Here is a 26,275-nt window from a genome sequence, read left to right as displayed (position 1 = left end):
TCGCGGCAAGTCCCTGTTTGACCACGGTCGCTTCCCCCTTCATTCTCGCCCTGCGGTAGCCATCGCCCCGCGGCTCGCGTACTCCGCGTCCTCGACATCCCAGCCGCCACCCAGCGCTTTGTACAGCGAGACAAGATTCGTCGATACCGTCGCCGTGCTGTCGACCCATTGCTGCTCGCTCGTCAGCAAGGCTTTCTGCGCCGTCAGCACATCGAGATAATTCGACAGCCCCCGCACATAGCGTTTGTTCGCGATATCCAACGCACGCTTGGACGCCTGCACACTCGCATCCAGCCGGTCACGCCGGCGCTGCTCTGAAGCAAAGCCCGTAAGCGCGTCGTCGACTTCCTGAAACGCCGACAACACCGTCTTGCGATACGTGATCGCCGCCTCCTGCTGCTGCGCCTCCCTCAACGCGAGCGTCGCGCGCAGACGACCGCCCTCGAAAATGGGAATCGACAGACTCGGGCCCGCGCTATAGCTGCGCGCGCCCCAGCTTCCCAGATTCGTGAACTGCGTAGCCTGAATGGCGACGCTCCCTGACAGCGTGATCTTCGGGAAAAAATCCGCCTTCGCCGCGCCGATACTCGCCGTCGCCGCGTGAAGCTGCGCTTCGGCCTCGCGGATATCCGGCCTGCATCGCGCCAGTTCCGATGAAAGCCCGATCGGCACGCGCGGCGGCGCCATCGGCACTGCTGAAGCCGGCGCCAACTGCGCCGCGAGCGCTTGCGGGTACTCGCCGAGCAACACGCCAATGGCGTTGATCAGCTTCGCTTCCTGCTGCTCTTCCTGCGGAATGTCGGCGGCGTTCGATTCGGCCTGGCTCTGCGCATTGGCGACATCCAGGTCCGTAGCAAGTCCGTGCTTCGCGCGCTCGTCCGTGAGTTGCACGGTGCGCTGCGCGAACGCCAGGTTCTCGCGCGTGATACGCAGCTTCTCCTGCGTGCCGCGCAAATTCAGATAATCGCGGGCGACTTCCGCAGCGGTCGAAACGATCGCGTCATGCCGTGCTTCGTTCTGGGCATCGACGGTAGCGCTGGCATTTTCCGCCGTGCGCCTCACGCGACCCCAGAGGTCGAGTTCCCACGATGCATCGAAGCCATATTGGAACAGGTTGAACGGCGGCAGTGCGCTCGACGTGGCGCTTTGCGTGGGCACGCCGCCCTGCCGTCCGCCGAGCCCGTTCGTATCGGTGGCCGATGGTGACCCGCTGCCTCCGAGCAAACCGATGACGCCATCGGCGCTCTGCAGCTCGCGGGTATAGGACGCGTTGCCGTTAAGCGTAGGGAATTCATCCGCCTTCGCTTGCCCGAGTTGCGCGCGCGACTCGGCGACGCGCGCCGCCGCGACCTTGATATCCAGATTATTGTCGATGGCGCGCTTGACCAGTTGCGTCAAAAGCGGATCGCCGAAACTGTTCCACCACAACGGATCGACCGGCTCGGGCACCGCGACCGAACGAACGGCATCGGCGGTAGACGCGGCGTCGGGCCATTGCGCCGGCGTCTGCAGTGCGGGACGCTCGAAGTTGGGTCCCATCGTGCAGGCGGACAAGAAGGCTACAAACGGAATCCATCGATAATCAATGCGCATTGACCTGTGCCCCCTTCGGCAGCTTCGGCAACAACAAACAGATGGGACACAGCACGAGCGAGATGACGCCCAGCATGATGAACACATCGAGGTAACTCAAGACGGACGCCTGCTGCTCGACTCTGCTTGCGATCGATCCGAGCGAATTGACAAAGCCGTTGTATGGCGTGATGTGCTCGGCGAGCCGCGCATGGTGAAACTGGTCCCGCCACGCAAGCTGCGTGGTCACCAGCGACACCCCGAAACTGCCGCCGAGATTGCGCATCATGTTGATGAGCGCTGACGCGTTGTTGTTTTCTTTCGGCGGAATGCCGATGAACTGCACGGTCGAAAGCGGAATGAAGAGGAAGGGCAGCCAGATGACCTGATAAAGCCGCGACAACGAAACATCCCAGAACCCGATGTTCAGGTTGAGTCCGGCGGTATGAAGCAACGCGACTCCGGTGCCCGCGAGCGACATCATCACGAGCCACTTGGGCTGGAAAACGCGGCCGGTCACCACGCCGGCTATCGGCATGATGAACAGCGTGACGAGGCCGCCAAGTCCGAGCGTGAGGCCCGCGTTGGTTGCGTCGTAGCCCAGCAGTTCCTGCGTGAATTGCGGCAGGATCTGCGTCGTGCTGTTGATGATGAAACCGAACGCGAACATCACGCTGCAACTGATGGCGAACGCGCGCGACTTGAACAGCCGCAGGTTCACGATCGGCTGCGCGACGGTCAGCTCGCGAATGACCAGCGCAATCAGCGCAACGCAAGCAACCACGGTGAAGGAGCAAATGAAGTTCGACGAAAACCCGTCCTCGCGCTCGAACTTGTCGAGCACGATCTGCAGGCAGCCAAAACCGACCGCAACCAGGAAGAACCCGAGATAGTCGATGCGCAGCCCTTTGTCGAGCAGCGCGCGCCGTTCCTGCTGCACGAGCTTGCTGTCGCTCACGAACATCCACGTCAAAACAAGCGACACGATGCCAACGGGCAGGTTGATCAGGAACACCCAGTGCCACGAATAGTTCTCGGTGATCCAGCCGCCCAGCATCGGTCCAATAGCGGGCGCCGTCACGACCGTGAAGCCGTATAGCGCGAACGCCATCGCGCGTTTTTCGGGCGTGAAGGTATCGGCGAAGATGCTTTGCTCGACGGGCGCGAGGCCGCCGCCGCCGAGACCTTGAAGCACGCGAAAGACGATCATCATCGGCAAGGAAGTCGCAAACCCGCACGCCACCGAACTGACCGTGAACAGCAGCACGCAGATCATGTAGAACCGCTTGCGGCCGATCACGTTCGCAAGCCAGCCGCTGATCGGCAATACGATCGCGTTGCTCACGAGATAACTGGTCGTGATGTACGTGCTCTGGTCTAGACTCGCGCCAAGACCACCGGCAATATGCCGGAGCGCCACGTTCGCGATGGTGGTGTCGAGCACTTCCATGAAGGTCGCAATCGACACGATGACCGCAATCAGCCACGGGTTGAACGGCCCCGCCGCCGACCTTGGCAACGCTACATGAGTCGTGGCCATGTTTATCGCACCGTCACGCGCGGGCTGACCGAGAGGCCGGGCGCGAGAGGCAGGTGGCGCCAGTCGTCGCCATCGAAGACGATCTTCACGGGCAGGCGCTGCACGACCTTCACATAGTTACCCGTCGCGTTTTCCGCGGGCAGGCTGCTGAAGACCGACCCGGTCCCGCGTTGCAGACTCTCTACGTGTGCGTGAAGGACCTTGTCCGGATAGGCGTCGACGGTGACATCCACGGCTTGTCCCACGTTCATGTGAACAAGCTGGGTTTCCTTGAAGTTGGCGGTCACCCACATTTCATCAGGTACGACCGCGACCAGTGCCTGCCCGGGCGTGACGTAGTTGCCAAGGTTCACAGTACGCCGCGTCACCTTCCCGGCTTGCGGCGCGAGCACTTCCGTATAGCTCAGTTGCAGCTTGGCGTTGTCGACATCGGCATGATTCTGTCGCACGGAAGCCAGCGCGGCATCGATCTTCGTTTTCTGCGATGCAACCTGCGCTTCGCCCGCCTGAACCGCCTGCTTGGCGCTGTCGAGCTTGGCAAGCGAGCTCTTGGTCGTCGCCTGGCTTTGTTCCAGTTGCTGGCGCGTGATGGCGGCCGGGTCCGTTCCCGTGAAGCGGGTCAGGTCCTGCTGCGCCTGCGTCAGGTCGGCTTGCGCCACGCGCACTTGCGCGGTCTGCTGCGCGAGGCTCGCCGTCTGGTAAAGCAGGTCGGCGCGCGCCTGCGCGACCTGTGCAATAGCGTTTGCTTCCTGCGCTTCGGCTTGTTCGAGCTTCACTTCAAAGTCGCGCCGGTCAATGCGCAGCAGCGGCTGGTCTTTCTCGACATGCTGGTTGTCTGACACGAGCAGTTCGACCACCCGACCGCTCACCTGCGAGGCGATCTGGCTCTGATTACTATCTATGAAGGCGTCGTCCGTGCTTTCGTAATGTCGGCTATGCAGCCAGTAGGCAACGCCTGCAGCCACGCAAATCAGCAGCACCACTCCGCCTATGACCGCGTTCATGCGCTTGCGCGCCGGGCTCATCGGCTTCGATGATTCCTGGTCCTGCCCCTTTTCTCCGGCGTGGTCTCCATCAGGTTTTTCTTCGCCGGAGGGCGTGCTGTTTTCGCTTTCACTTCCGGCCATTGCATTCTCCAAAATAATATTGAGATGCATTCTACAATAGAACGGAACGGTATCGTTCTATTAAAAAAGCCTGCGATAATCCTTGCAGGCAATTCCCGAAGGAACCGTTGTGAGCCGCATCCCGAAAAGTGTTGATGCAGAGACTTTGTCTTGTCCGATCCGGTCAATTTTCTCGCGCAAGAAAGGCCGACCATCGAATGCAATGGCGGGCGACGTCGAAGAGCGGATCCTCGATGCCGCTACGGCCATGTTCCTTCAGCATGGTTTTGGCGGGGCTTCGCTCGAACGGATCGCGGAGGCAGCCGGCGCGGGCAAGGCAACGCTTTACAGCCGGTACAGCGGCAAGGAAGCGCTGTTTTCAGAAGTGGTCAAACGAAACTGCGAACGCAGCCTGCGTCTGGTGTTCGACGCGCCGCAATCAGCCGAACTCCAGCAGCGTCTGGTGCTGGTGACACAGACGCTCGTCACGCGATTGCTGAGCGACGAGGTGATCGGACTGATCAGGATGGTGGTCGCGGACGCGCCGCGGTTTCCATCGCTTGCGAAGTTGACAAGCGACGCCGGCAGGTCGCGCGCAATAGACGCAGTGGCGACGATGATCGCCGATCATTCCGGGCGCGCGCTCGACGCCCGCGCACAAGCCGCGAGCAAGCGGCACGCACACGCGCTCGCAACCCAGCTCCTCGACGCAATCGTCTCGCCCATGCTTATGCGCGCCCTGATGGGCGAAGAGCTGGATGTCATCCGTGGCGACATCCGGGCGCACGTAAAGCAGACGGTCGCCCTCTTCGTGGCCGCCGGCACACTGAAGCCTTTTCTGTAAGCGTTCGACGGCATGGGAACATGCTTGTATATTTGTGGGACAGCTTGGCCGAGGGCCGCAGGTCACCTTCAGTGCGGGTCTAACGATTAGACGAAACAGGCTAAACCATGAAATACAAGGACTATTACGCCGTAATGGGTGTTCCGCGAACGGCAACCGAGGCGGAGATCAAGACCGCTCATCGCAAGCTCGCACGCAAGTTTCACCCGGACCTCAACAAGGACGCCGACGCCGAGTCGCGTTTCAAGGAGGTGGGCGAGGCCTACCAGGTGTTGCGAGATCCCGAGAAGCGCGCCGCCTTCGATGCCCTCGGCACCGGTCTGAAAGACGGCGACGAGATTCGCCCGCGCCCGGATGTCAGCGACGGCTTCGAGTACCACGGAGCGGGCGGCGCTCAGGACACGGACGATTTCTTCAGCGATCTCTTCGGCGCGCGTCAACGCCATGCGCCGCGCTCCCAGTCGTTCGACTGGCGTGGCGAAGACCATCACGCGCGGGTATCGGTCAGTCTTGCGGACACGTACAACGGCGCGCACCGGACGTTCACGTTGCAAATGCCTTCGGTCGATGACCAGGGCCGCGTCACTTATCAAACGCGCACGCTCGATGTATCGATCCCGAAAGGCATTCTCGATGGACAGCGGCTGCGCCTCGCCGGCCAAGGCGGCGCGGGCACCGGCAATGCACCGGCGGGCGATTTGTATCTTGAGGTCACGCTCGAGGAACACAAGCAATATCGGGTCGATGGTCGCGATGTGACGCTGGATCTTCCCGTGGCGCCGTGGGAAGCGGCATTGGGCGCCGAAGTGGTCGTACCGACGCCATCCGGTCAGGTGACCATGACCGTCCCGGCCGGTTCGGCGGCCGGCCGCCGTCTAAGACTTCGAGGACGTGGCATCCCTGGAAACCCGGCCGGCGATCTATACGTCGTGCTCGGAATCGTTCTGCCCCAGGCTGATACCGAAGCCCGCAAAGCGGCCTACAACGCCTTGCGCGAGGCGTTCGAGTTCGACCCGCGCGCGAATTTTTATGGGTGACCCATCATGAAAGAAAGCGATCCGGTCTATCTGCAGGGCGATATTGTCGAGGAACATGTCGAGTTCACACTGATCGAACTGTGCCGCGTCACTGGCGCGTCCGAAGAACAGTTCACGCTATGGGTGAATGAAGGAGCGTTCGAGCCTCGCGGGGCGCGCATCGAGGAATGGCGGTTCAGTGGCGCCTCACTGCGACGCGCCGTCACCGCACAACGGCTGACGCGCGATCTGCAACTGAATGCGCAAGGCGTAGCGCTGGCACTCGATCTGCTCGACCAGATCGACACGTTGCGCGCCCGCCTCGCACGTCAGGACGATCGAGGCGATACGTTCGAGACGTCCTGCAAGCCTTGATACGGAAGCACGCCGTATCGGCTCAATACTTCGGTCAGCCGGTCGAACGCCGGCTCGATCTCGTCTTCCGGCACGCCGCCATATCCGATCAGCAAACCAGAAACCTCCCTCCCCGGCCGCAAGAAATACCCTGACAGCGGTCGCACGACGACGTTCACATCGAGCGCGGCTTTTGCCACTTGCCGGTCATCCACGCCGTCGGGCAGCCGAAGCACCAGATGCAAGCCCGCATCGCCTCCTTCGATTTGCAACGTATCGCCGTAGCGCTTTCTGATCGTATCCAACACGATCTGGCGGCGTTGGCCGTAGACCCCGCGCATGCGCCGGATATGCGACGTGAAATGCCCTTCCGCGATGAACTCCGCCAGCACCGCCTGCTGCAGCAACTGCCCCTCGCGATACAACTCGGCGGACGCCGTGGCGAAACTTGCGGACAACCCCTCCGGCACCACGATATAACCGACCCGCAACCCCGGAAACAGCGTCTTCCCGAAGCTGCCGACGTAGATCACCTGACCGTCCTTATCGAGCCCTTGCAGCGACGCCAGCGGCCGGCTGCCATATCGAAACTCGCTGTCGTAATCGTCCTCGATGATCCAGCAGCCGTTTTGCCGCGCGAACTCCAGCAACATGCGCCGCCGCGCGAGGCTCATCACCATGCCGAGCGGGTATTGATGCGATGGCGTGACGAGCATCAGCTTGGGCGGATCGGCGAGATCATCGGCGGACGGATTGATGCCTTCGGCGTCGACGGGAATCGCTTTCATCGATAAACCCGAGACCTGCAGCACGCTGCGAACGCCCCAATAACATGGGTCCTCGGTCCAGATGACATCGCCGGAATCGGTCAGCAGGCGCACCGCGAGATCGATGGACTGATGAATCCCCGTCGTCACGATGATCTGCTCGGGCGTGCATCGAACCGAGCGCGACGTACGCAAATAATCCGCAAGCACCTGCCGCAGTTTCGGCAAGCCGCCGCCGGGCGCGTAGGTCAGCAGATCGGGCCGCAGCCGCCGCCAGTACTTGCTCTGCAACCGGCTCCATACCGCCGCGGGAAACCGCGACACATCCGGCACACCCGGCATGAACGCGCCCTCCTGCCGCGTGGAAACACCGGCGCCTTGCAGCAGGCGCGTGCCGCGCTGCGACAGCACACGCGGCTCGATGTCCGGCTCCACGCCTGAGACGATTGCGTCATTGCCGACGATCTCATCGGGCGCGCTATCGGCCACGAAAGTCCCTTGCCCCGTCGCCGACCACACATAGCCTTCGAGCGCGAGCTGCTCATAGACCTGCGTAACGGTATTGCGCCCGAGTCCCAACTCGCTTGCGAGCAACCTCGACGACGGCACCTTGGTTCCCGCGGGCAACTCGCGCGACAGGATCGCCTGCTGCAACAGCCCATGCAATTGCCGATAAATCGGCTGCTCGCCATTGCGTTCGATCCGCTGAGCCAGCCAGTCGGACAACATGCTTGCGCGCATCGGGGAAGTGGCCCGCACGAATTGGCTCCTATAAAAACACGGAAATGGCTCTGATTTAAAGAGCCAAATCTTACTATAGTCGATGGCATCGCTTATTACCCGAACAACTTGCCAAGGAACCACGCCGTGAGCCAGAACCTGAAAAACGCCGACCTCAAAGCACGCAAGGACGCCGCCACGCCGCGCGGTGTTGGAGTGATGTGCGACTTCTACGCCGACCGCGCTGCAAACGCCGAGTTGTGGGACGTCGAGGGGCGACGGTTTATCGACTTCGCGGCGGGGATCGCAGTGTGCAACACGGGGCATCGGCATCCGAAGATCGTTGCGGCCATGCGCGCACAGCTCGAACGCTTCACGCATACCGCGTATCAGATCGTGCCGTATGAATCGTATGTGTCGCTGGCCGAGAAGATCATCGCGCGTGCGCCCGGCAATTTCGAAAAGAAAGCCGCGTTCTTCACGACCGGCGCCGAAGCCGTCGAAAACGCCATCAAGATCGCGCGCGCCGCGACCGGGCGTCCGGGCGTGATCGCGTTCACGGGCGGCTTCCACGGCCGCACGTTCATGGGCATGGCGCTGACCGGCAAGGTCGCGCCGTACAAGATCGGCTTCGGTCCGTTCCCATCGGACATCTATCACGCGCCGTTCCCCAATCCCGTGCGCGGTGTCACGGTCGAGGACTCGCTTCGGGCCATCGAATATCTGTTTGCCGCCGACATTGAAGCGAAGCGGGTCGCCGCGATCATCTTCGAACCGGTGCAGGGCGAAGGCGGTTTTTATCAGGCGCCGGCAGAATTCGTGCGCGCGCTGCGCAAGCTCTGCGATACCCACGGCATCCTGCTCATTGCCGATGAAGTCCAGACCGGCTTCGCGCGCACCGGCAAGCTCTTCGCCATGCAGCACTATGACGTGACGCCGGACCTGATGACTATCGCCAAGAGTCTCGCGGGCGGCATGCCGCTTTCAGGCGTTGTCGGCCGCGCGGACCTGATGGATTCGGTCGCGCCCGGCGGGCTCGGTGGCACGTATGCGGGGAACCCGCTGGCGGTGGCGTCGGCGCATGCGGTGCTCGATATCATCGATGAAGAAAAGCTCTGTGAGCGCGCGACGCGTCTTGGCGACAAGCTGAAGTCGACGTTGACGAAGCTGAAAACGGACGTACCCCAGATCGCCGATGTTCGCGGCCCGGGCGGCATGATCGCCGTCGAGTTCTGCAAGCCGGGGACGACCGAAGGCGATGCAGCGTTCGCGAAGCGCGTTCAGACACGCGCGCTTGAACGCGGCTTGTTGCTGCTGATTTGCGGCGTGTACAGCAACGTGATCCGTTTCCTGTTTCCGCTGACGATCCAGGACGCCGTCTTCGATGAAGCCCTCGAAATTCTCGAAGAAGTGCTGACGGAAGAAGTCGGAGCAACGGCATGAGCATGATCGCGTTGAAAGATCCAACGCTGCTGCGTCACGCGGCGTTCATCGATGGTGAATGGCAAGGCGCCGACAACAACGCCACGTTTGAAGTCACCGATCCCGCCACCGGCGAGTCCCTCGGCACCGTGCCCAATATGGGGACTGCGGAAACACGTCGTGCAATCGATGCAGCCAACAAAGCGTGGCCCGCGTGGCGCAAGAAAACGGCGAAGGAACGCGCCGCCATCATGCGCCGCTGGTACGATCTGATGCTCGAAAACGCCGACGACCTCGCGATGATCCTCACGCGCGAACAAGGCAAGCCGCTTGCCGAAGCGAAGGGCGAAATCGGTTATGCGGCATCGTTCATTGAATGGTTCGCGGAAGAAGGCAAACGCGTTTCAGGCGATACGCTGGCTTCCCCCGCCGCCGACAAACGCATCGTGGTGACGAAGGAACCCATTGGCGTGTGCGCCGCGATCACGCCCTGGAATTTCCCCGCCGCGATGATCACGCGCAAGGTCGGCCCCGCGCTCGCAGCCGGCTGCCCGATCGTGGTCAAGCCCGCCGAAGCCACGCCATTCTCGGCGTTCGCAATGGCGGTGCTCGCCGAGCGCGCGGGGGTGCCGAAGGGCGTGCTGAACATCGTGACCGGCGACCCTAAAGCGATTGGGGCAGAGTTGACGAGTAACCCCGTCGTGCGCAAGTTGTCGTTCACGGGGTCCACGCAAGTCGGCCGCTTGCTGATGGCGCAAAGCGCGCCGACGGTCAAGAAGGTATCGCTGGAACTGGGCGGCAATGCGCCGTTCATCGTGTTCGATGACGCCGATATCGACGCTGCCGTTGAAGGCGCGTTGGCATCGAAGTACCGGAACAGCGGGCAGACGTGCGTATGTACGAACCGGTTTTATGTGCACGACCGCGTGTACGACGCGTTTGCAGCGAAGCTGAGCGCGGCCGTCGAAAAGCTGAAGGTCGGCAACGGCGTGGATTCCGGCGTGCTGCTCGGACCGCTGATCAACGATGCCGCTGTGCGGAAGGTTGAATCTCACATTCACGATGCCGTGGAAAAAGGCGCGCGGGTTTTGTCCGGCGGCAAACGCCATGCGCTTGGGCATGGTTTCTTTGAACCGACGGTTCTGGCCGATGTGACGCCGGACATGCTGGTTTCAAAGGAAGAAACCTTCGGTCCGCTCGCGCCGCTCTTCCGTTTTTCATCCGATGAAGACGTCATTGGGATGGCCAACGATACCGAGTTCGGTCTTGCAGCGTATTTTTATAGCCGCGATATCGGGCGTATCTGGCGGGTGGCCGAAGCGCTCGAATACGGCATGGTCGGCATCAATACCGGATTGATATCGAATGAAGTTGCGCCGTTTGGCGGCGTCAAGCAATCGGGTTTGGGGCGCGAAGGATCACGTTATGGGATCGATGATTATCTTGTGATCAAGTATTTGTGCATGGCGGTCTGATGTTTGCAGGCTTCCCCGGCATTGCCCGGGGAAGCCTCTCTGGCAACTGTCAGCGTCAATCCACTTTCTTTACGAACGTCCCTTCGGCTGCAAGCGCCTTTCCCTCCGCGTTTTTTATCGCGAGCTTCGGCACGGGCTTCCCATTGGCCCGGTCGATCAATACCGAATGCTTCTCCCCGCGTTCAAATAAATTCCCCTCGCCCCACTGGCGCAACGTGACGATCACAGGGAACAACGCCTTGCCCTTGGGCGTCAGCACATATTCCCAATAAGCCGATCCGTCGGATGCAGGAACGCAATCCAGCAGACCCGACTCGACGAGCTGCTTGAGCCGGTCCGTCAAAATATTTCGCGCAATCAGGAGGCTCTCCTGAAACTCTCCAAACCGGCGAATGCCGTCGAATGCGTCGCGAATGATCAGCAGCGACCATCGGTCACCGACCACATCGAGTGCCCGCGCGACCGGACATGAAGAATCCGCTGGGCTTTTACCTCGAGCCATGAGACTACCTCCATCGTTGTTTTCGGCAGAACAATCGCCTGTACATCACCGCCCAAACTAGTTGCATTTTAAAACAAGTTTCCTTTACACTCAAACCAGTTTCAAAACACAACTAGATTTTATCGAACCGAGGAATCACCGATGAATGCCGCAAGCACGCAACGCTTACCTCTTCGTGTTCCGACCCCGTTGGTGCTGCTGCTCGCGATATGTTGCGCAGTGAGCGTCGCGAACGTCTATTACGCGCAACCGTTGCTGGATGCCATCTCGTCAGACTTTCATATCAGCCATGCGGCGGTCGGCGGCGTAGTCACTGCCACGCAAATTGGCTGCGCACTTGCGTTGTTGCTGGTTGTGCCGCTCGGCGACCTTGTGAACCGAAAGCGCCTGATCTGCGTGCAGCTCGTGTTTCTTGTAGCTGCGCTAATCGTAGTTGGAATTTCGGCGTCGCCGGTCGTGTTGTTGATCGGCATGGTTGGCGTGGGTATGGCCGGCACCGCAATGACGCAAGGGCTGATCGCATATTCCGCGACGCTTGCGCACGAATCGGAGCGTGGCAGGGTGGTCGGCGCAACTCAAAGCGGCGTGGTGGTCGGTTTGCTCATGGCGCGGTCCCTGGCCGGTGTCGTGACAGACATTGCGGGCTGGCGCTGGGTGTATTTCTTGTCGAGCGTGTTCGCGACCATCATGTTGGTGGTGCTGTCGCGTGTATTGCCGTTGTCGCATGTCCAGCCGGTTGCGCTTACGTACCGCAAGCTGTTGCGCTCCATGTTCACGCTGCTTGCCGAAGAACGTGTGCTCCAGGTTCGCGGGATGATTGGATTGCTGATGTTCGGAGCCTTCAGCATCTTCTGGAGCGCTTTGGTTTTGCCGCTGAGCGCGCCGCCTTTTTCGATGTCGCATACGCAAATAGGAAGCTTCGGTCTGGTCGGCGCAATCGGCGCGCTTGCAGCGGCGCGCGCGGGTCATCTTGCGGACCGCGGACTCGGGCAATGGACTACGGGCATCGCGCTGATATGCATGCTTGCGTGCTGGATTCCGATTGGCTTCATGCCGCACAGCATTGCGCTTCTGATCGTTGGAATCGTCCTGCTCGACATGGGTGGACAAGCCATACACGTTATCAACCAGAGCATGATCTTCAGCACCCGGCCCGAAGCGCACGGGCGGCTGGTTGGCTGCTACATGCTGTTTTATTCGGCCGGCAGCGGACTCGGCGCCGTTTTATCGACATGGGTTTATGCGAAAGCCGGATGGAATGGCGTATGCGCGCTCGGCTTTGCGGTTAGCGGCATGGCGATGGTGTTCTGGGCGCTCACATTGCGATTGACGCATGCGCGCCGCGTTGTTAACGGACGATAAAGTTGCGACTATCGCTCACGGCAGGATGGCCTCCACGGCTCATTGAACCTACCCCAACCAGCGACAAGTTTCGATTTTCCAGCGCCCAAACCAGAATTTCTCAACTTAAATATCGAATAAGTTTCGCCTTTCGTTGTCCAGCAAGTGTTCTGGCGATCGCTACAATGGCGCGCCTCGAGCATGCATCCTAGCCGAAGCGACCCGTGTTGCAATGGATTGCGCACCGCCCATATCTGATACGGACCCAAACATGGACCTGCTATTCACACCCTCCGTGATCAAGCTCGATCACACCCATGTATTGGCCGCATTTCACCGTTACAGGACTGACGCCCTTAAATGGCGCAAGGCGGCGCTTGTAAATACGATTTGTGCCGCACCTGAAATCCACGCGCAGCTTGAAGAAGAGGTTTTTTATCCGGCGCTTCCTACTGCACGACCGACCGCCATCGCTCTGGACAAGAGTGTCCCGGAGCACAATAAAAAATGCGCGAGAGCATTCCGAAGCTCCACACTATGGCTCTCGACACCTCCGCCTATGACGATACGTTCATGCAGCTAATACGCGAAGTCATCCATCACGTCGTCGACGAAGAAACTATACTGCTTCCCATGGCCGAGGATGTGCTTGCGGCCGACCTCCGCAAGTCAGGCACACAAATGAAGATGCGTCGGCTCCGACTGGTTGCACATTGCCCCACTAAGATTGCGGTTAATCAGTCGATAGCTCTTTCGCCCAAATGCCGATCGGCGTCAGCCCGGCGTTCGTCGGATATAGTATCGACCACATGAACCACGACACTGGAGACTCGCTTGAAGGTCTTGTTCGTTGACGACAATTCAGCATCGGCAGATGCGCTGGGTGCCCTCGCGGCAGCGATGGGTCATGAGGCTCTCGTGGCATACGACGGAGAAAGAGCCGTTGAACTCGCCCATACCACGGCTTTTGATTTAATACTTTTGGACCTCCAGCTTGGCGACGTAGACGGTCGAACCGTTTGCGCCGACATGAGGCGTGAGGGCTTGTCCCGACACTCCCAGATTCTGGCAATGACCGGGCATGTCGGACTGGAACAAGGCGTGAGCCTTGGCGACTTCAATGGCTACGTTTTGAAACCGCTGGAATTTGACCGCCTTGAAGAGCTATTGACGTCCTAGATCTTTGTATTCATGTGGACTCTGTTATTACGCAATGTTGGATGTGCATGTTAAGTCTGCGCCCTTATTGCTTTGCGGCCTTGGCCTCGGCGTTGTTGTTTAAATCGATGCGGTGGCCGCTTCCGAAATGCTTGCTTTAGGGCTCCGCTCAATGTTTGATAAACCTTCTTGAGAGCCTTCTTCGGCCAGCCGCAGAGAAGCCACCATCATTGTTAGAAAACGCTGGGAACCAGGTTCTCGCCACCGGATACCTCTATAACGGTGCCCGTTACATAAGGATTGGTCATCAGGAACAACGCGGCGTGGCCGATATCATCCGCCGTACCCGCACGTTGAGCCGGAAAGGATTCACGTACCTTTGCTCTCAAGGCATCGCGCTCGCCGTCGGCCATAACGCGCCACAGGTCTGTGTCGACAAAGCCGGGACGTATCGTGTTGACACGGGTAGGAGCCAGTTCGAGCGCCAGCGAGCCCGATAACGCTTCCACCGCGACAAATGCAGAAGTGACAGCGCTGAAGCCGCGTTTTGACCGCGCTGCCAATCCACCGGTAAGGAAGGTAATCGAGCTTCCGGCTTTCAGGTAGGGCGCGGCATAGCGTGCGCAAGCCCAACTGCCCAGGAACTTATTCTCAATATAGCTTCGGACGCCGCGCATGTCGTCGTCCATAAAAGTCCCCCAACTTCCCAAGTCGGGCCCTGCCGTGACGGCGAGATGGTCAAATGATCCTATGCTGTCGAAGGCCTCTTTCACTGCCGCCTCATCGCATATATCTAAGGTCACTTGATCGAAACTAGCCAGATCTGGTCGCTTCTCCACGGAGGTAATACGCCGACTAGCGACCGTTACGGAAGCACCCGCTGCATACGCCGCGCGCGCGATTCCAAGGCCAATTCCCGTTTTCCCACCGACCACCACTAACTTTTTCTTCGAAAGGCTCAGTATGGGCGGTGACGATTGCGTTTGATCATCCATTGCTGTACTCATGGCTTCAGTCCCTTTTGATGCGCACGTTCGTTGTTAACCAAGAAATCGGCTTCCTACCAGCTGAAAACTTGACGAGTGTTTCCTGCAGGAAGCTTCAAGTTGCGCGATAGCGCTGGCAGCAGATCGCGAACGGATAGATGCTAATTTGATCCACCAAGATTGATAATGGGCTGCCAATACATAGGTCTCATTCTCGGAAAGAATAGGTCGATACGGCCCTCGCCGAGTTACAGAGTTGAATGCGAGCGGATTCAGCCCCGGACTAAGAGGAAGATCGAGATTTTGCAAAGGGAATCGGGTGAATTGCTTATCCGTCGCGCGTGTCGCCTGCGAACCGAGGCTGTCGCGATCAGGCCGTGGACGCAAAGCAGATAAGGATGCGCTCTCGAACATGCCTGCTTGGATGACGCAAACAGCATCGTTACCGGCCATTCAACAACATCCAAACGATACCGCCGTCATCAGAGAGCGCCGGCTTCCTCAATCAACCACTCCTTAAATGCAACCACTGCAGGCGAATTCTCGCTGGCCTTTCGGTGCACAAGGTAATAGGCAAGTTCGCAACGCTGCACTATGTCGAACGGCCGGACGAGCATTCCTTCCTGGAGATCGAATTCGACAAGGGTGGTTCGGCCAAGCGCGACACCGTTGCCTTCTATTGCAGTCCGATAGGCGGCCGCTGAATCGTTAATCTGGATGCCGCGATTGTGATCGACGACGTTCTTGCATCCGGCCTTCTGTAGCCAGGATTGCCACGTCGGGAAGACACCGGTCGATTGCATGGAAACGTCGTGAATCAGAAGATGGTGTTGCAGATCGACGGGTGTCTTTAGTCGATTTTTACCCCGCATCAGGGCTGGGCTGCACACGGGAAAAAACTCGTCTCGCAGCAAGTAAGTGGAGACAAGATCGGGCCACACGCCGGTGCCATAGCGAATGCCGACGTCGACGCGATCGGCGGCAAAATCCGCGAGGCGGTTGCTCGTATCGATACGCAGCTCGTAATACGGATGGCGCTGCTGGAAGCGCTCGACCCGTCGCAGGAGCCACTTGTCGGCGAATGCGGCTGGCACTGTGATGGTGAACACCGTGCGTGCCTTGCTTGCCTTTAGCTGTTCGACCGCTTCGGATAGCAAGTCGAAGCCGGACTGGAGTGCAGGCAGCACGGATCTTGCCGCGTCGGTGAGAAACAGCCGGGTCGCGCCGGAAGACGTCCGATAAAAAAGCTGGACGTCGAGCGTATCTTCAAGTCCGCGAATCAAATGCCCGACCGCTGCGGGCGTCACGTTCAGTTCCTCCGCCGCAGCGGCGTAGCTCAGGTGCCGGGAGACCGCCTCGAAAGCCCGGAGAGCGTTCAAATTGTTTGGAGCACGCATCGGATGAATTGTCGTTGGGATTCATGTATCTTCCCCGGGCCGAGTTTGCGGTCAGCAAATCTTCGTGCCTCGGACTGTCTCTAAGCTCGCTGATTGTGCTGTTAGAAGGCGTCGCGATAAGCGAACAATCCGGGTAGGCCGCCTGTCATCACAAACAGCACATTCTCCCCCACGCGATATCGGCCACTGTCGATGTCATGCAGTAGTCCGGCGAACGCCTTGCCGCTATACACCGGATCGAGCAACAGTCCTTCCGTGCGCGCGAGCAGCCGCAGCGCGTCACGCATGCTGTCGGTGGGTGCGCCGTATCCGTCGCCAAGGTGAGTGGCGTCGATGTTGAGATCATCCGCCGAGAGCTTCGCATTGTGACCCAGCAGGCGCAATGCTGCGGTTGCCTTCTCCAAGGATGCAGCGCGTGCCTGCTCGTCTTGCGCCAGGACGGTGTGTGCTCGCACGTCAGCTGCACTGCGCCCTAATGCGGCGTAGCCCGCAACCAGGCCGGCGTGCGTGCCGCCGCTGCCGTGCGGTACGACAATCTCGTCAAACCGAACACCCATTTCCGCGGACTGCAACTCGATCTCGAGCGCGCAGGCTGCATAACCCAAACAGCCTGTTGCGCTTGATCCACCGAGCGGGCAGATGTAGACACGATGCCCATTCGCTTCCAATTCACTCGCACGGTGCTGGGCGAAGCTCATTGCATCTTCCGAAGCCGGAAGGTCGTGAATGACCGCGCCGAGCAGTTCGTCGAGCAGCACGTTGCCGTTAGTCACGTACGCTTCGCTAGTTCTCGGGACGGTTCGTGTCAGAACCAGTTCGCAGGCGAGGCCGGCGCGAGCCGCAGCAGCAGCGGTGAGGCGCGCGTGGTTCGACTGGCGCGCCCCGACGGTGATCACGGTATCGGCGCCAGATGAAATCGCTTCGCCGATTAGAAACTCTAGCTTCCTGAGTTTGTTGCCACCGCCGCCCACACCCATCACGTCGTCGCGTTTCACGTAGACGTTCACGCCGCCCAACCGGCGTTGAAGCCGCTCCAGCGCCTGTATGGACGTTGGCCCTTCCATCAGTTTAAAACGCGGATACGTTGCAAGTGCGGGAATTTCAAGGTGCATCGGCGGGCTCCGTTAGTTGGCACAACCAGGGCATCGTATCCTTCAATACGGATTGATGCCCTTAGGCGTTCAGACTTGCGACAGCCCTCCATCTACCACGAATTCTGCACCCGTCGTGAACGATGAATCATCGCTCGCGAGGAACAGCGCCGCCTTCGCGATCTCGGCGGCTTCGCCGAAGCGCTTCAGAGGCACTTGCGCCTCGATAGCAGCGGCTGTTTCGGACAACAGGCTATCTGGCAGCCCGAGCTTCGTATGGAACGGCGTCGCGATCGGGCCGGGGCTCACAGCATTTACGCGGATGCCACGTGGCGCGAGTTCGGCGGCAAGCGAGCGGACCAGCGAGCGGGTCGCCGCCTTGGTCGCGGACAGGATGGACAGCCCGGGCGTGCCGACCGTGTTAAGAAATGATGTCGTCGCCACGATGCTGCCGCCCTTTGGAATGAGCGGTGCAGCCTTCTGGATAGTGAGAAACAGGCCGGTGAAATTCAGCGCGAACTGTTCGCTGATCATCTCAGGTGTAACCTCTTCGAGCGGCGCAGCCGTGCCCGCGCCAGCATTCGCAAATACGATGTCGATGCGGCCGAACGTTGCCGCGACGTCGCCGATTGCGCGGTCGATATCAGCCGGATTGCGTAAATCGGCGGACAGCACAAGTGCGTCGCCGCCAAGCGCGTGGGCAGCGGCTTCCAGGCGTGCAGAGTTCGTACCGATGACCGCAACCTTAGCGCCTTCTGCGAGGAAAAGTTTTGCGGCTTCAAGACCAATGCCCGACGTACCGCCCGTGATCAGGGCAACCTTGTTTTGCAGCTTCATTTTCAATCTCCTTGAGGTCAGTAGCGAGAACCGTTGGCGTCCTCGATGGAAACCATTGTGTTCGGCCCCTGCTCCCCGGACAAATGAGAAGAACTTGCGAACCAAAGTAGAAAAACTAGTGCGCTCGGTCTCGTTCACCATAAATGACGTCGAAGCGCGCAAGCTAAAACCGGCAGAGATACTGCGAGGCTATGTCACATCCGGAAGGTACTGATCGAGGATTACCAGAAACTTCTCGACTCGTTCGATCATGAACTTTGCCTCGGCCGCCCGCAAAGCCGGGTCCTGGGTTGGCCGCCATGGTGGCGGATTTCTGAGTTCCGGTTTGAGCAGTCCTATACGCCGCCGGACTTCACCCGTTATTTTTTGGTGCCATTGCTTTTCACGCTTGGCCGCGCTGAGGTAGCCCTCGTTTCGGACACTCAGAAGATTCGTCTCTTGCGTGACTCGCTTAAGCTCGGTCAACACCACGAATTGATGCTTATCCAGAAGCGCGCTGAGATCTTCAAAATCAGTCAGCATTTTAGGCATCTCGCTCATCGCTCTTTGAGCAAAAACAAACACTTTATCCAGAACGAGTTGCGTCACATCAACCGGTCGAACAAACAGCGCAGGCCCAACGTTCACTTCGCGCTGCGAAGTCTCTTCATACACGCCGGACGATGTAAGGCTGATTTCAATCCCTAGTTCCGTCACTACATTTTTATGCAACTTAGCGGTGGTTCGCTTCACCCGAAAATCAGAAAGTCGGTCTATGATTTTCAAACGAAGAACGTACTGCAACTGCTTTTTTGACGATAAGTTATCGAGCTGAATCCGGTATCCCAGCTTCGTAAGGTTCGAAAATAGGCTGTCAGTGATCGTCTTGCGTTTAGCTTCGTCTTTCCAGTCCGCTTTCAAGCGTTGCCCCATTTTAAAATCCAGATCCTTTACCGGACGTGGGCCGCTCCAGACTGTCGCCGCACCGCCGCCGCCCAAATAGACGCGATAACCAAGCTGAGAGAATATTGTCGCGAATGCTTGTGCGGCACTGTACTTTGCTTCTTCGGAGATCATGGTTCCAAATGTTAAGTTAGATACCGCTGTTCAGATACTTGAGGTCGGGTAAGCGTCCTTGGGGAGCAATTCCGAACCGACTGCGATCGCTTTTACCGTCCAGGCTTAGCACTCCTGCCAGGGATATCGCATCGATAACATCAAGAACGCCTAGCGGAACAGGTTTATTCCTATAACTCGCGCGATGTCTGCCACGCCGCGACAAAAGGCCAACCAAACTGACAAACCCCGCGCTGCCCATGCTGATGACAGGCTCTCTCGCGTGCATTGGTTTCAATATCAACCTGCATAAGCGCCGCTCCGAAAACCCACCAAGACCACGCGTTTATCGAGCGTCTGCGCAACGATCTCGTCTCCCGTTATTTCGTCTTCACGGACAGCGGGCTGTGAACACGATCCGTCGTCCTTGCGAGCGAAGCTACAGCTTTCGGCGAGCCGCTTCACAACCTCATCCTCGGGAGTAGCGACGGCATCATCCGGGTTCACCTGGTTTGAAACCCGGTTTGGGGATTTCGCTTCCCGCTTCGCTTTTGCATGTGGATTCCCTTACGGAAAGTCGCGACTTATTGTCCGCTGATAGCCGTTTTTTCGTGCTACCCCGCCTGTTTCTTCTATCAATATAATTTTTGATCATTTGCATTAAGCATGATCAAGGCGCAAGAATGCGTTTTCTGCATTCATCGATATCTGATACGCCGGCCAATGGAAATTCGCCAACTCGAAGCGTTTGCCGCCGTCATGTCGGCCGGAAGCGTCACCGCTGCCGGGCGCTTGCTCGGACGATCGCAACCCGCGGTATCGCGCTCCATACAGGAACTCGAGGCCGAGATTGGCTATCCGCTGTTCCAACGGTTTGGTCCGCGCGTCGCGCCCACGCGGGAAGCGTCCGAGCTTTACCAGGATGTGGAACGCACGCTGGCGAGCCTCAGGCAAGTCAAATCGCGCGCCGAGCAGATCGCGCTGCACGCGCCGCCGCCGCTGACCATCGCTGCAACATCCGCGCTCGCAGCCGGCCTCGTGCCTCACGCGCTGGCCAGGCTCAACCTGACCCACGCTCTGGAATCCGTGCATCTGCGCAGCGCCGCACCCGAACAAGTTGTCGATGCCGTCCTGAACGGCATGGTCGACATGGGCGTTTCCAGTTTGCCGCTTGAGCACCGCGGTGTGCTCGTGCACTGGATTGGCGAGTCGGCGTGCGTGGCCGCCGTGCGCGCCGATGACCCGCTGGCGAAAGCGCCGCGGATCGCGTTGAGCGATTTCGCCGGCCGTCGTCTGGTGACGATGCAAAACCCTTACCGCTTGCGGCCACGCCTGGATTCTGCGTTCGCTCAGGCCGGCGTGCGCACCGCCGGCGTGATCGAGACAAACTCGTCGCTGAATGCGCTCGGCGCCGTGCGCGCGGGACTCGGACTCGCCGTACTTGAACCCGTGACCGCGCACGGCTTGCCCGTTGAAGGCGTGGTGCTGCGCCCGCTCGATATCCGCATCCCGTTCCTGTTCGGTGTCATCACGCCGGAGTTCCGATCGCCAAGCGCCGCGACTTTGGCCGCCGCTGAGGCCCTGATGCGCGCGGCCGCAGAAATACTTCCCGACTTCGTTCTGCACGACGCCAGCCAGCACGGCGCGATCCTCCAGGCGTTGTACGGCGAAGCCGACGATACCTTCAATCCGACCGAAGAGCCCGCCACGTGAGCCTCGATACCACCGTTTCATCGAATCAGATCAGAGGGCTCGCAGCGCTCGAAACGCGGCTTGCGGAAGACCTGTCCCTCCTCGAATTGCCTGCCCGCGAATGGGTGATAGGCAGAACGCACGCAGGCCACGAAGTGCTCGACGTCGCGGTGATCGGCGGCGGGATGGCGGGGCTGGCAGCATCGGCGGCATTGAAGCTGCTGGGCGTGCGCGCGCGGATTTTCGACCGCTCGCCGCAGGGATGTGAAGGGCCCTGGGCCACGACCGCGCGCATGGAAACGCTGCGCTCACCCAAGCAATTGACCGGTCCCGCGCTGGGCTTGCCCGCGCTGACTTTCCGTGCGTGGTTCGAAGCGCAATTCGGCGCCGACGCATGGCAGGCGCTCGATAAAATCGACCGCCTGCAGTGGATGAACTATCTGGTCTGGTACCGCCGCGTGCTTGCGCTCGATGTACGCAACAGCCACACCATCGAAGCCGTGACGCCGCGTGCGGATGGTCTTGTCGTGCTGAGCATCCGCACGCCTGAAAAACGATTCGATGTCTACGCTCGGCGCGTCGTGCTCGCAACCGGGCGCGATGGTCTGGGCGGACCGGCATTGCCGGGTTTTATCGATGGATTGCCGCGTTCGCGTTGGGCGCATTCGTCGGATACGCTTGATTTCAGCACGCTTCGCGGCAAACGCCTGGCCGTTGTTGGCGGCGGATCGTCTGCAATGGACAGCGCGGCGACCGCGCTCGAAGCGGGCGCTGCAAGCGTCGATCTGCTGATCCGGCGCCACGACCTGCCGCGCGTGAACAAAGGCAAGGGCGCGGGTAATCCGGGCCTCACGCACGGACATCAAACGCTCCCCGATGAATGGAAATGGAAGATCCGCCATTACATCAATACGGTTCAAGTGCCGCCGCCGCGAGGCAGTACGTTGCGTGTATCGCGCCATCATCCGGATGTGCGATTCAATCTTGGTTGCCCGGTTTTAACAGTTGAAGAAACAGCCGATGGTCTCGCCATCCAGACGCCCAAGGGCACGTTCGCGGCCGACTTCCTGATCGTCTCGACGGGTTTCAAAGTGGACTGGAGCGCACGTCCGGAATTCGCCGCGTTCGCGCCGTTCATCCGCACCTGGGCCGACCGATACACCCCGCCCCCCGGCGACGAAGACGCCGAATTGTCCGACTCGCCGGATGTGGGTCCGGCCTTCGATTTCCTCGAAAAGACGCCGGGCGATTGTCCGGGTTTATCGAATATTCATTGCTTCTGCTATCCGGCAACGCTTTCGCATGGTGCTGTCTCCGGTGATATTCCCGCTATCAGCACGGGGGCAAAACGTCTCGCGCAAGGCATTGCGAGTCTGCTGTACCAGGAGGACGTGGAGGAGCATTACGCAGCGCTTGAAGCGTACGCGGAACCCGAGCTTTACGGCGATGAATTCACACCCGCCGATGCACCGCCCCAGTACGCGGAGGGCCAATGAGCGGCTGGCTCGTTCGCCGCGTCGCGCAAGCGGCGTTCGTGGTGTTGCTGATGACGCTGATCGTGTTTATCGGCTTGCACGCGATCGGCAATCCAATCGATATCCTCATTGGGCAGGATGTCGATCAGGTCGACCGCGCGCGGATCATTGCGCAACTTGGCCTCGATCAGCCGCTCTGGAAGCAATACCTCGCGTTCCTCGTGGGCGCCATGCACGGCGATCTCGGCAATAGCTTCGTCTACAACGAGCCCGCGATCCGGCTGATCCTGCAGCGCCTTCCGGCGACGTTGGAACTGGCGGTATCGGCTCTGCTGCTGGCGCTTTTTATTGGCATTCCGCTCGGGCTTTTTGCGGGCTTGCATCCGCGCAATCCGCTTTCGAAGATGCTGATGACGGGCAGCATTGTGGGCTTCTCGTTGCCTACATTCTGGGTCGGCCTCATGCTGATCATGCTCTTCAGCGTGAAGCTCGGCTGGCTGCCCGCAAGCGGACGCGGCGCGACCGCAAGCCTCTTCGGCGTGCAATGGTCGTGGTTCACCATCGACGGGTTGCGCCATCTGATCCTTCCCGCGCTGAACCTGTCGCTCTTCAAGGTATCGCTCGTGTTGCGCCTGACGAGCGCCGGCGTGCGCGAAGTCATGCCGATGGAACACGTGCGCTTTGCACGCGCCAAGGGTTTGTCGCCGATACGTGTCGTACTCGTGCATATCCTGCGCAACACGCTGATTCCGCTCGTCACGGTGATTGGACTGGAGTTCGGTTCGACCATCGCATTCGCGGTCGTGACGGAAACCGTGTTCTCGTGGCCGGGCGCGGGCAAGCTGATTCTGGACAGCATCAACGCGCTCGACCGGCCGGTGATTCTTTCGTATCTGGTCGTGGTCGTGTGCATGTTCGTCACGCTGAACCTGCTCGTCGATATTCTCTACAAATTCCTCGATCCGCGCGTGCGGCTGGAGGGCGCGCGATGAGCACGACGCCTCTGACTGCAAACGCTTCGCCCAAACGCCGTCCTTCGCCGTGGCGTCAACTGGTGGGGGATTTCGTGCGCTCGCCGGTCGCGCTGGGCGCGTTGATCGTTGCGGTCCTGCTCATGCTTGCCGCGGTTTTCGCGCCATACATCACGCCGCAAAACCCCTACGATCTGCTGCAGCTCGATGTCCTCGACGCCCGTCTTCCGCCCGGCTCCATGAACAGCGCCGGCACACACGCGTACTGGCTCGGCACCGACGGCCAAGGGCGCGATCTGTATTCCGCGATGCTCTACGGCTTGCGCCTGAGCTTGTCAGTGGGTCTCGGCTCGGCGATCATCGCGGGCGTGGTCGGCACGGTGTTCGGGTTGATCGCGGCGTACGCGGGCGGCAAGGTCGATAGCCTCATCATGCGGCTCGTTGACTTGTTGCTCGCCTTCCCGTCCATCCTCGTCGCGATGATGCTGCTCGCGTTCCTCGGCAAAAGCGTGACGAATGTCGTGCTTACTCTGGTGCTGATCGAATGGGCTTACTACGCACGCACGGCACGCGCGCAAGCCTTGGTCGAAGCGCGGCGCGAGTACGTTGAAGCCGCGCGCAGTCTCGCGATCCCGAACTGGCGCATCGTGCTGGTTCACATGCTGCCGAATTGCCTGCCGCCGCTGATCGTGGTCGGCACGCTGCAGGTTGCACGCGCGATCACGCTGGAAGCAACGTTATCGTTCCTTGGCCTCGGCGTGCCGATCACGGAGCCATCGCTCGGGCTGCTGATTGCCAACGGCTACCAGACCATGCTCTCCGGCGAATACTGGACGAGCGTGTACCCGGGACTTGCGCTGCTCGCCATTCTTGTATCGATCAACATGGTCGGCGACCGGCTGCGCGAGTTGCTCAATCCGAGGTTCGTGAAATGAGCGACATGTCAATTCACACTTCCGACACCACGCTGGAAGTCCGCGGCCTGATGACGCGTTTCTTCACGCGCGAAGGCGAGTTGCCGGCGGTCGAGGATGTATCGCTGACGCTTGGACGCGGCCGCGTACTGGGTCTTGTCGGCGAGTCTGGATCGGGCAAGTCGGTGACGGGTTTTTCGATCATGGGCTTGATCGATGCCCCCGGCCGCGTGGTCGGCGGCGAGATTCTTTTCAAAGGCAGGAACATTGTCGGTTTGCCGGAAGCCGAGATGCGGCGTCTGCGCGGCAGCCGTATTGCGATGGTGTTCCAGGACCCGATGTCCACGCTCAACCCGGTACAGCGCGTCGATGCGCAGATGATCGAAGCGGTGCGCGCGCACAAGAATGTGAGCCGCAGCGCAGCACGTGAACAAGCGAGTGAAGCGCTCGCTGCGATGGGTATAGCGAGTCCCGGCGAACGACTGCGCGCGTATCCGCACCAGCTATCAGGCGGCATGCGCCAGCGCGTGGCTATCGCCATTGCGATGCTGCACAAGCCCGATTTGATCATCGCCGACGAACCCACGACCGCACTCGACGTCACCATCCAGGCGCAAATCCTGTCCGAGGTGCAGACGCTGGTGCGCACGCAAGGAACGTCGCTGATATGGATCACACACGATCTGTCCGTGGTCGCGGGTCTTGCCGATGACATCGCCGTGATGTATGCCGGAAGGATCGTCGAGCAAGGCACCGTCGATGCGGTACTCGATCATCCGCAGCATCCGTACACGGCCGGTTTGATCGATAGTTTGCCGAGCCTCAATACGCGTCATGGAAGGCTTACGCAGATCGCAGGCATCACGCCCGATCTGCGCGCGCTGCCGCCCGGTTGTGCATTCGCACCGCGCTGCACGCGCGCGACATCCCTATGCGCCACGCCGCCGGCGCTTGGCCCCTCGCCCGCCGCGAAGGCGTCAGAACATGGCACGCATCTCGTGCGCTGCTTCCATCCGGGCCGTCGTGCCGACCTGCCCACGGAGGCCACCGCATGAGCCTCATAGAACTGCGCGGCGTCAGCCAGCGCTTCGGTGAACGCGACGACAACGCCGCCACACGTTGGCTTCGCGACCGGCGTTTCCTTGCGCCGCATGCCGTCACCCGCGCGGTCGATCACGTCGATCTGGCGATACAACCCGGCGAGGTAGTGGGTCTTGTCGGTGAATCGGGCTGCGGAAAATCGACGCTCGGCCGCATTGTTTCAGGCCTTATCGCGCCGACGGAAGGCGACGTGCTGGTCGACGGTCACGACCGCGAAGCGATGTCACCGGACGCCTTGCGTGCTGCACGGCTCGCGATTCAAATGATCTTCCAGGATCCGTATTCGAGCCTGAATCCGAGGCGGCGCGTTAGCGACATAATCGGCGAAGCGCCGCTGATCCACGGCATGGTCGAACGTGCCGACCTCGATGAATATGTAGCCGCCCAATTGAAACGCGCGGGACTCGATCCATCGCTTGCGGATAGATATCCGCACGAGTTCAGCGGCGGCCAGCGGCAGCGTATTGGCATTGCGCGGGCGCTCGCCGTCAATCCGTCCATGCTTGTCTGCGATGAAGCCGTCGCGGCGCTGGATGTATCGATTCAAGCGCAGATCCTGAACCTTTTCATGGACCTGCGAGAACAACTCAATCTCACGTACCTCTTCATCAGTCACGACCTGGGCGTGGTCGAACAGTTATCGGATCGTGTGGTGATCATGTATCTCGGGCGCGTTGTTGAAAGCGCGCCGGTTGAAGAGATCTTCCGCCACCCGAACCACCCGTACACGCAAACCTTGCTGGCGGAAATCCCCCGTATCGATGCACGCAAGAAGCATTTCACCGCCATTCGCGGCGAAATGCCGAGTCCGCTCGCACCGCCATCCGGTTGTCATTTTCATCCGCGATGTCCGCACGCGATGCCGCGTTGCAAGACCGAGGTTCCACGCCTGCGCGGTATCGCCGTCGAACATGTCAGCGCCTGTCATCTGAACGACGCTCATTGATTCTTCAATCCAG

The 26,275-nt window shown here is 60.1% G+C and carries 24 protein-coding genes; 14 read left to right on the top strand and 10 right to left on the bottom strand.

Features of this window, described 5'->3' with window-relative positions:
* Positions 1-39: 39 nt before the first annotated feature.
* The 3 genes from HB633_RS10135 to HB633_RS10125 are packed head-to-tail and all read right to left on the bottom strand — an operon-like array spanning position 40 to position 4,239.
* On the bottom strand, positions 40-1,593 hold the full coding sequence (locus HB633_RS10135; protein ID WP_213777967.1) for an efflux transporter outer membrane subunit: 1,554 nt from the start codon (positions 1,591-1,593) through the stop codon (positions 40-42).
* A complete protein-coding gene (locus tag HB633_RS10130; protein WP_213777966.1) occupies positions 1,583-3,112 on the bottom strand; it encodes a DHA2 family efflux MFS transporter permease subunit in 1,530 nt (509 codons plus the stop codon). Before HB633_RS10130 ends, HB633_RS10135 begins: the two co-directional genes overlap by 11 nt.
* A 2-nt stretch (positions 3,113-3,114) precedes the next feature.
* Positions 3,115-4,239 (bottom strand): HlyD family secretion protein, encoded by a 1,125-nt coding sequence (locus tag HB633_RS10125; protein ID WP_213777965.1) that lies wholly within the window; start codon positions 4,237-4,239, stop codon positions 3,115-3,117.
* Between the two features lie 202 nt (positions 4,240-4,441).
* Here HB633_RS10125 and HB633_RS10120 point away from each other — a divergent pair, with 202 nt between their 5' ends.
* The 3 genes from HB633_RS10120 to HB633_RS10110 all read left to right on the top strand — a co-directional run bounded on the left by HB633_RS10120 (position 4,442) and on the right by HB633_RS10110 (position 6,453).
* Positions 4,442-5,062 (top strand): TetR/AcrR family transcriptional regulator, encoded by a 621-nt coding sequence (locus HB633_RS10120; protein ID WP_213777964.1) that lies wholly within the window; start codon positions 4,442-4,444, stop codon positions 5,060-5,062.
* Positions 5,063-5,169: 107 nt separating this feature from the next.
* Entirely contained in the window at positions 5,170-6,099 is a 930-nt protein-coding gene (locus HB633_RS10115; protein WP_213777963.1) for a DnaJ C-terminal domain-containing protein, read from the top strand.
* A gap of 6 nt (positions 6,100-6,105) precedes the next feature.
* The gene (locus HB633_RS10110) at positions 6,106-6,453 is read left to right on the top strand and encodes a chaperone modulator CbpM (protein WP_213777962.1); all 348 of its coding nucleotides are present in this window, start codon (positions 6,106-6,108) and stop codon (positions 6,451-6,453) included.
* Here HB633_RS10110 and HB633_RS10105 read toward each other — a convergent pair.
* Positions 6,408-7,940 carry a PLP-dependent aminotransferase family protein gene (locus HB633_RS10105; protein ID WP_213778212.1) on the bottom strand — a complete coding sequence of 511 codons (1,533 nt, stop codon included), beginning with the start codon at positions 7,938-7,940 and terminating at the stop codon, positions 6,408-6,410. The genes HB633_RS10110 and HB633_RS10105 overlap by 46 nt on opposite strands.
* 138 nt (positions 7,941-8,078) lie before the next feature.
* Here HB633_RS10105 and gabT point away from each other — a divergent pair, with 138 nt between their 5' ends.
* The gene (gabT, locus tag HB633_RS10100) at positions 8,079-9,362 is read left to right on the top strand and encodes a 4-aminobutyrate--2-oxoglutarate transaminase (protein ID WP_213778211.1); all 1,284 of its coding nucleotides are present in this window, start codon (positions 8,079-8,081) and stop codon (positions 9,360-9,362) included.
* The gene (gene gabD / locus HB633_RS10095) at positions 9,359-10,816 is read left to right on the top strand and encodes an NADP-dependent succinate-semialdehyde dehydrogenase (RefSeq protein WP_213777961.1); all 1,458 of its coding nucleotides are present in this window, start codon (positions 9,359-9,361) and stop codon (positions 10,814-10,816) included. Before gabT ends, gabD begins: the two co-directional genes overlap by 4 nt.
* A gap of 55 nt (positions 10,817-10,871) precedes the next feature.
* Here gabD and HB633_RS10090 read toward each other — a convergent pair whose 3' ends face one another.
* Positions 10,872-11,318: a helix-turn-helix domain-containing protein gene (locus HB633_RS10090; protein WP_213777960.1), complete on the bottom strand. Its 447-nt coding sequence runs from the start codon at positions 11,316-11,318 to the stop codon at positions 10,872-10,874.
* Between the two features lie 141 nt (positions 11,319-11,459).
* Here HB633_RS10090 and HB633_RS10085 point away from each other — a divergent pair, with 141 nt between their 5' ends.
* From HB633_RS10085 to HB633_RS10075, 3 genes are all read left to right on the top strand, one after another.
* Positions 11,460-12,680 (top strand): MFS transporter, encoded by a 1,221-nt coding sequence (locus HB633_RS10085; RefSeq protein WP_213777959.1) that lies wholly within the window; start codon positions 11,460-11,462, stop codon positions 12,678-12,680.
* Between the two features lie 250 nt (positions 12,681-12,930).
* Complete coding sequence (locus tag HB633_RS30825; RefSeq protein ID WP_255580848.1) at positions 12,931-13,242, top strand: hypothetical protein; 312 nt, start codon at positions 12,931-12,933, stop codon at positions 13,240-13,242.
* A gap of 251 nt (positions 13,243-13,493) precedes the next feature.
* Positions 13,494-13,838 (top strand): response regulator, encoded by a 345-nt coding sequence (locus tag HB633_RS10075; RefSeq protein WP_213777958.1) that lies wholly within the window; start codon positions 13,494-13,496, stop codon positions 13,836-13,838.
* Between the two features lie 212 nt (positions 13,839-14,050).
* Here the strand turns inward: HB633_RS10075 and HB633_RS10070 are convergent, their stop codons facing one another.
* The 5 genes from HB633_RS10070 to HB633_RS10050 form a co-directional block, all read right to left on the bottom strand.
* On the bottom strand, positions 14,051-14,812 hold the full coding sequence (locus HB633_RS10070; protein ID WP_255580846.1) for an SDR family oxidoreductase: 762 nt from the start codon (positions 14,810-14,812) through the stop codon (positions 14,051-14,053).
* A gap of 473 nt (positions 14,813-15,285) precedes the next feature.
* Positions 15,286-16,200, bottom strand: coding sequence for a transcriptional regulator GcvA (gene gcvA / locus HB633_RS10065; RefSeq protein ID WP_213777956.1), 915 nt, complete (start codon positions 16,198-16,200; stop codon positions 15,286-15,288).
* Between the two features lie 101 nt (positions 16,201-16,301).
* Positions 16,302-17,312 carry a D-cysteine desulfhydrase family protein gene (locus HB633_RS10060; protein WP_213777955.1) on the bottom strand — a complete coding sequence of 337 codons (1,011 nt, stop codon included), beginning with the start codon at positions 17,310-17,312 and terminating at the stop codon, positions 16,302-16,304.
* A 69-nt stretch (positions 17,313-17,381) separates the two neighbouring features.
* Positions 17,382-18,128, bottom strand: a complete 747-nt coding sequence (locus HB633_RS10055) for an SDR family oxidoreductase (protein WP_213777954.1) — start codon at positions 18,126-18,128, stop codon at positions 17,382-17,384.
* Between the two features lie 189 nt (positions 18,129-18,317).
* Complete coding sequence (locus HB633_RS10050; RefSeq protein WP_213777953.1) at positions 18,318-19,184, bottom strand: hypothetical protein; 867 nt, start codon at positions 19,182-19,184, stop codon at positions 18,318-18,320.
* A 702-nt stretch (positions 19,185-19,886) separates the two neighbouring features.
* Here HB633_RS10050 and HB633_RS10045 point away from each other — a divergent pair.
* From HB633_RS10045 to HB633_RS10020, 6 genes are read left to right on the top strand one after another with little or no spacing between them, the layout of a single operon-like run.
* A complete protein-coding gene (locus HB633_RS10045; RefSeq protein ID WP_213777952.1) occupies positions 19,887-20,876 on the top strand; it encodes a LysR family transcriptional regulator in 990 nt (329 codons plus the stop codon).
* A complete protein-coding gene (locus HB633_RS10040; protein ID WP_213777951.1) occupies positions 20,873-22,351 on the top strand; it encodes an NAD(P)-binding domain-containing protein in 1,479 nt (492 codons plus the stop codon). The genes HB633_RS10045 and HB633_RS10040 overlap by 4 nt, the downstream gene beginning before the upstream one ends.
* A complete protein-coding gene (locus HB633_RS10035) occupies positions 22,348-23,322 on the top strand; it encodes an ABC transporter permease (RefSeq protein WP_213777950.1) in 975 nt (324 codons plus the stop codon). The genes HB633_RS10040 and HB633_RS10035 overlap by 4 nt, the downstream gene beginning before the upstream one ends.
* Complete coding sequence (locus tag HB633_RS10030) at positions 23,319-24,236, top strand: ABC transporter permease (protein WP_213777949.1); 918 nt, start codon at positions 23,319-23,321, stop codon at positions 24,234-24,236. Before HB633_RS10035 ends, HB633_RS10030 begins: the two co-directional genes overlap by 4 nt.
* 11 nt (positions 24,237-24,247) lie before the next feature.
* A complete protein-coding gene (locus HB633_RS10025) occupies positions 24,248-25,270 on the top strand; it encodes an oligopeptide/dipeptide ABC transporter ATP-binding protein (RefSeq protein ID WP_213778210.1) in 1,023 nt (340 codons plus the stop codon).
* Positions 25,267-26,262 carry an oligopeptide/dipeptide ABC transporter ATP-binding protein gene (locus tag HB633_RS10020; protein WP_213777948.1) on the top strand — a complete coding sequence of 332 codons (996 nt, stop codon included), beginning with the start codon at positions 25,267-25,269 and terminating at the stop codon, positions 26,260-26,262. Before HB633_RS10025 ends, HB633_RS10020 begins: the two co-directional genes overlap by 4 nt.
* The last annotated feature ends 13 nt before the right edge of the window (positions 26,263-26,275 follow it).

Source organism: Caballeronia sp. dw_276, from assembly GCF_018449635.1.
In the GTDB taxonomy this organism is placed as follows: Bacteria; Pseudomonadota; Gammaproteobacteria; order Burkholderiales; family Burkholderiaceae; genus Caballeronia.
The sequence above is the reverse complement of the archived record's forward strand: the minus strand, read 5'-3'. Positions and strand labels throughout refer to the sequence as shown.

Bases quoted from the DNA above. Each gene is read 5' to 3' on its own strand.
- HB633_RS10135 (WP_213777967.1), bottom strand. From the start codon at position 1,593: ATGCGCATTGATTATCGATGGATTCCGTTTGTAGCCTTCTTGTCCGCC.
- HB633_RS10130 (WP_213777966.1), bottom strand. From the start codon at position 3,112: ATGGCCACGACTCATGTAGCGTTGCCAAGGTCGGCGGCGGGGCCGTTC.
- HB633_RS10125 (WP_213777965.1), bottom strand. From the start codon at position 4,239: ATGGCCGGAAGTGAAAGCGAAAACAGCACGCCCTCCGGCGAAGAAAAA.
- HB633_RS10120 (WP_213777964.1), top strand. From the start codon at position 4,442: ATGGCGGGCGACGTCGAAGAGCGGATCCTCGATGCCGCTACGGCCATG.
- HB633_RS10115 (WP_213777963.1), top strand. From the start codon at position 5,170: ATGAAATACAAGGACTATTACGCCGTAATGGGTGTTCCGCGAACGGCA.
- HB633_RS10110 (WP_213777962.1), top strand. From the start codon at position 6,106: ATGAAAGAAAGCGATCCGGTCTATCTGCAGGGCGATATTGTCGAGGAA.
- HB633_RS10105 (WP_213778212.1), bottom strand. From the start codon at position 7,940: ATGCGCGCAAGCATGTTGTCCGACTGGCTGGCTCAGCGGATCGAACGC.
- gabD (WP_213777961.1), top strand. From the start codon at position 9,359: ATGAGCATGATCGCGTTGAAAGATCCAACGCTGCTGCGTCACGCGGCG.
- HB633_RS10090 (WP_213777960.1), bottom strand. From the start codon at position 11,318: ATGGCTCGAGGTAAAAGCCCAGCGGATTCTTCATGTCCGGTCGCGCGG.
- HB633_RS10085 (WP_213777959.1), top strand. From the start codon at position 11,460: ATGAATGCCGCAAGCACGCAACGCTTACCTCTTCGTGTTCCGACCCCG.
- HB633_RS30825 (WP_255580848.1), top strand. From the start codon at position 12,931: ATGGACCTGCTATTCACACCCTCCGTGATCAAGCTCGATCACACCCAT.
- HB633_RS10070 (WP_255580846.1), bottom strand. From the start codon at position 14,812: ATGGATGATCAAACGCAATCGTCACCGCCCATACTGAGCCTTTCGAAG.
- gcvA (WP_213777956.1), bottom strand. From the start codon at position 16,200: ATGCGTGCTCCAAACAATTTGAACGCTCTCCGGGCTTTCGAGGCGGTC.
- HB633_RS10060 (WP_213777955.1), bottom strand. From the start codon at position 17,312: ATGCACCTTGAAATTCCCGCACTTGCAACGTATCCGCGTTTTAAACTG.
- HB633_RS10055 (WP_213777954.1), bottom strand. From the start codon at position 18,128: ATGAAGCTGCAAAACAAGGTTGCCCTGATCACGGGCGGTACGTCGGGC.
- HB633_RS10050 (WP_213777953.1), bottom strand. From the start codon at position 19,184: ATGATCTCCGAAGAAGCAAAGTACAGTGCCGCACAAGCATTCGCGACA.
- HB633_RS10045 (WP_213777952.1), top strand. From the start codon at position 19,887: ATGGAAATTCGCCAACTCGAAGCGTTTGCCGCCGTCATGTCGGCCGGA.
- HB633_RS10035 (WP_213777950.1), top strand. From the start codon at position 22,348: ATGAGCGGCTGGCTCGTTCGCCGCGTCGCGCAAGCGGCGTTCGTGGTG.
- HB633_RS10030 (WP_213777949.1), top strand. From the start codon at position 23,319: ATGAGCACGACGCCTCTGACTGCAAACGCTTCGCCCAAACGCCGTCCT.
- HB633_RS10020 (WP_213777948.1), top strand. From the start codon at position 25,267: ATGAGCCTCATAGAACTGCGCGGCGTCAGCCAGCGCTTCGGTGAACGC.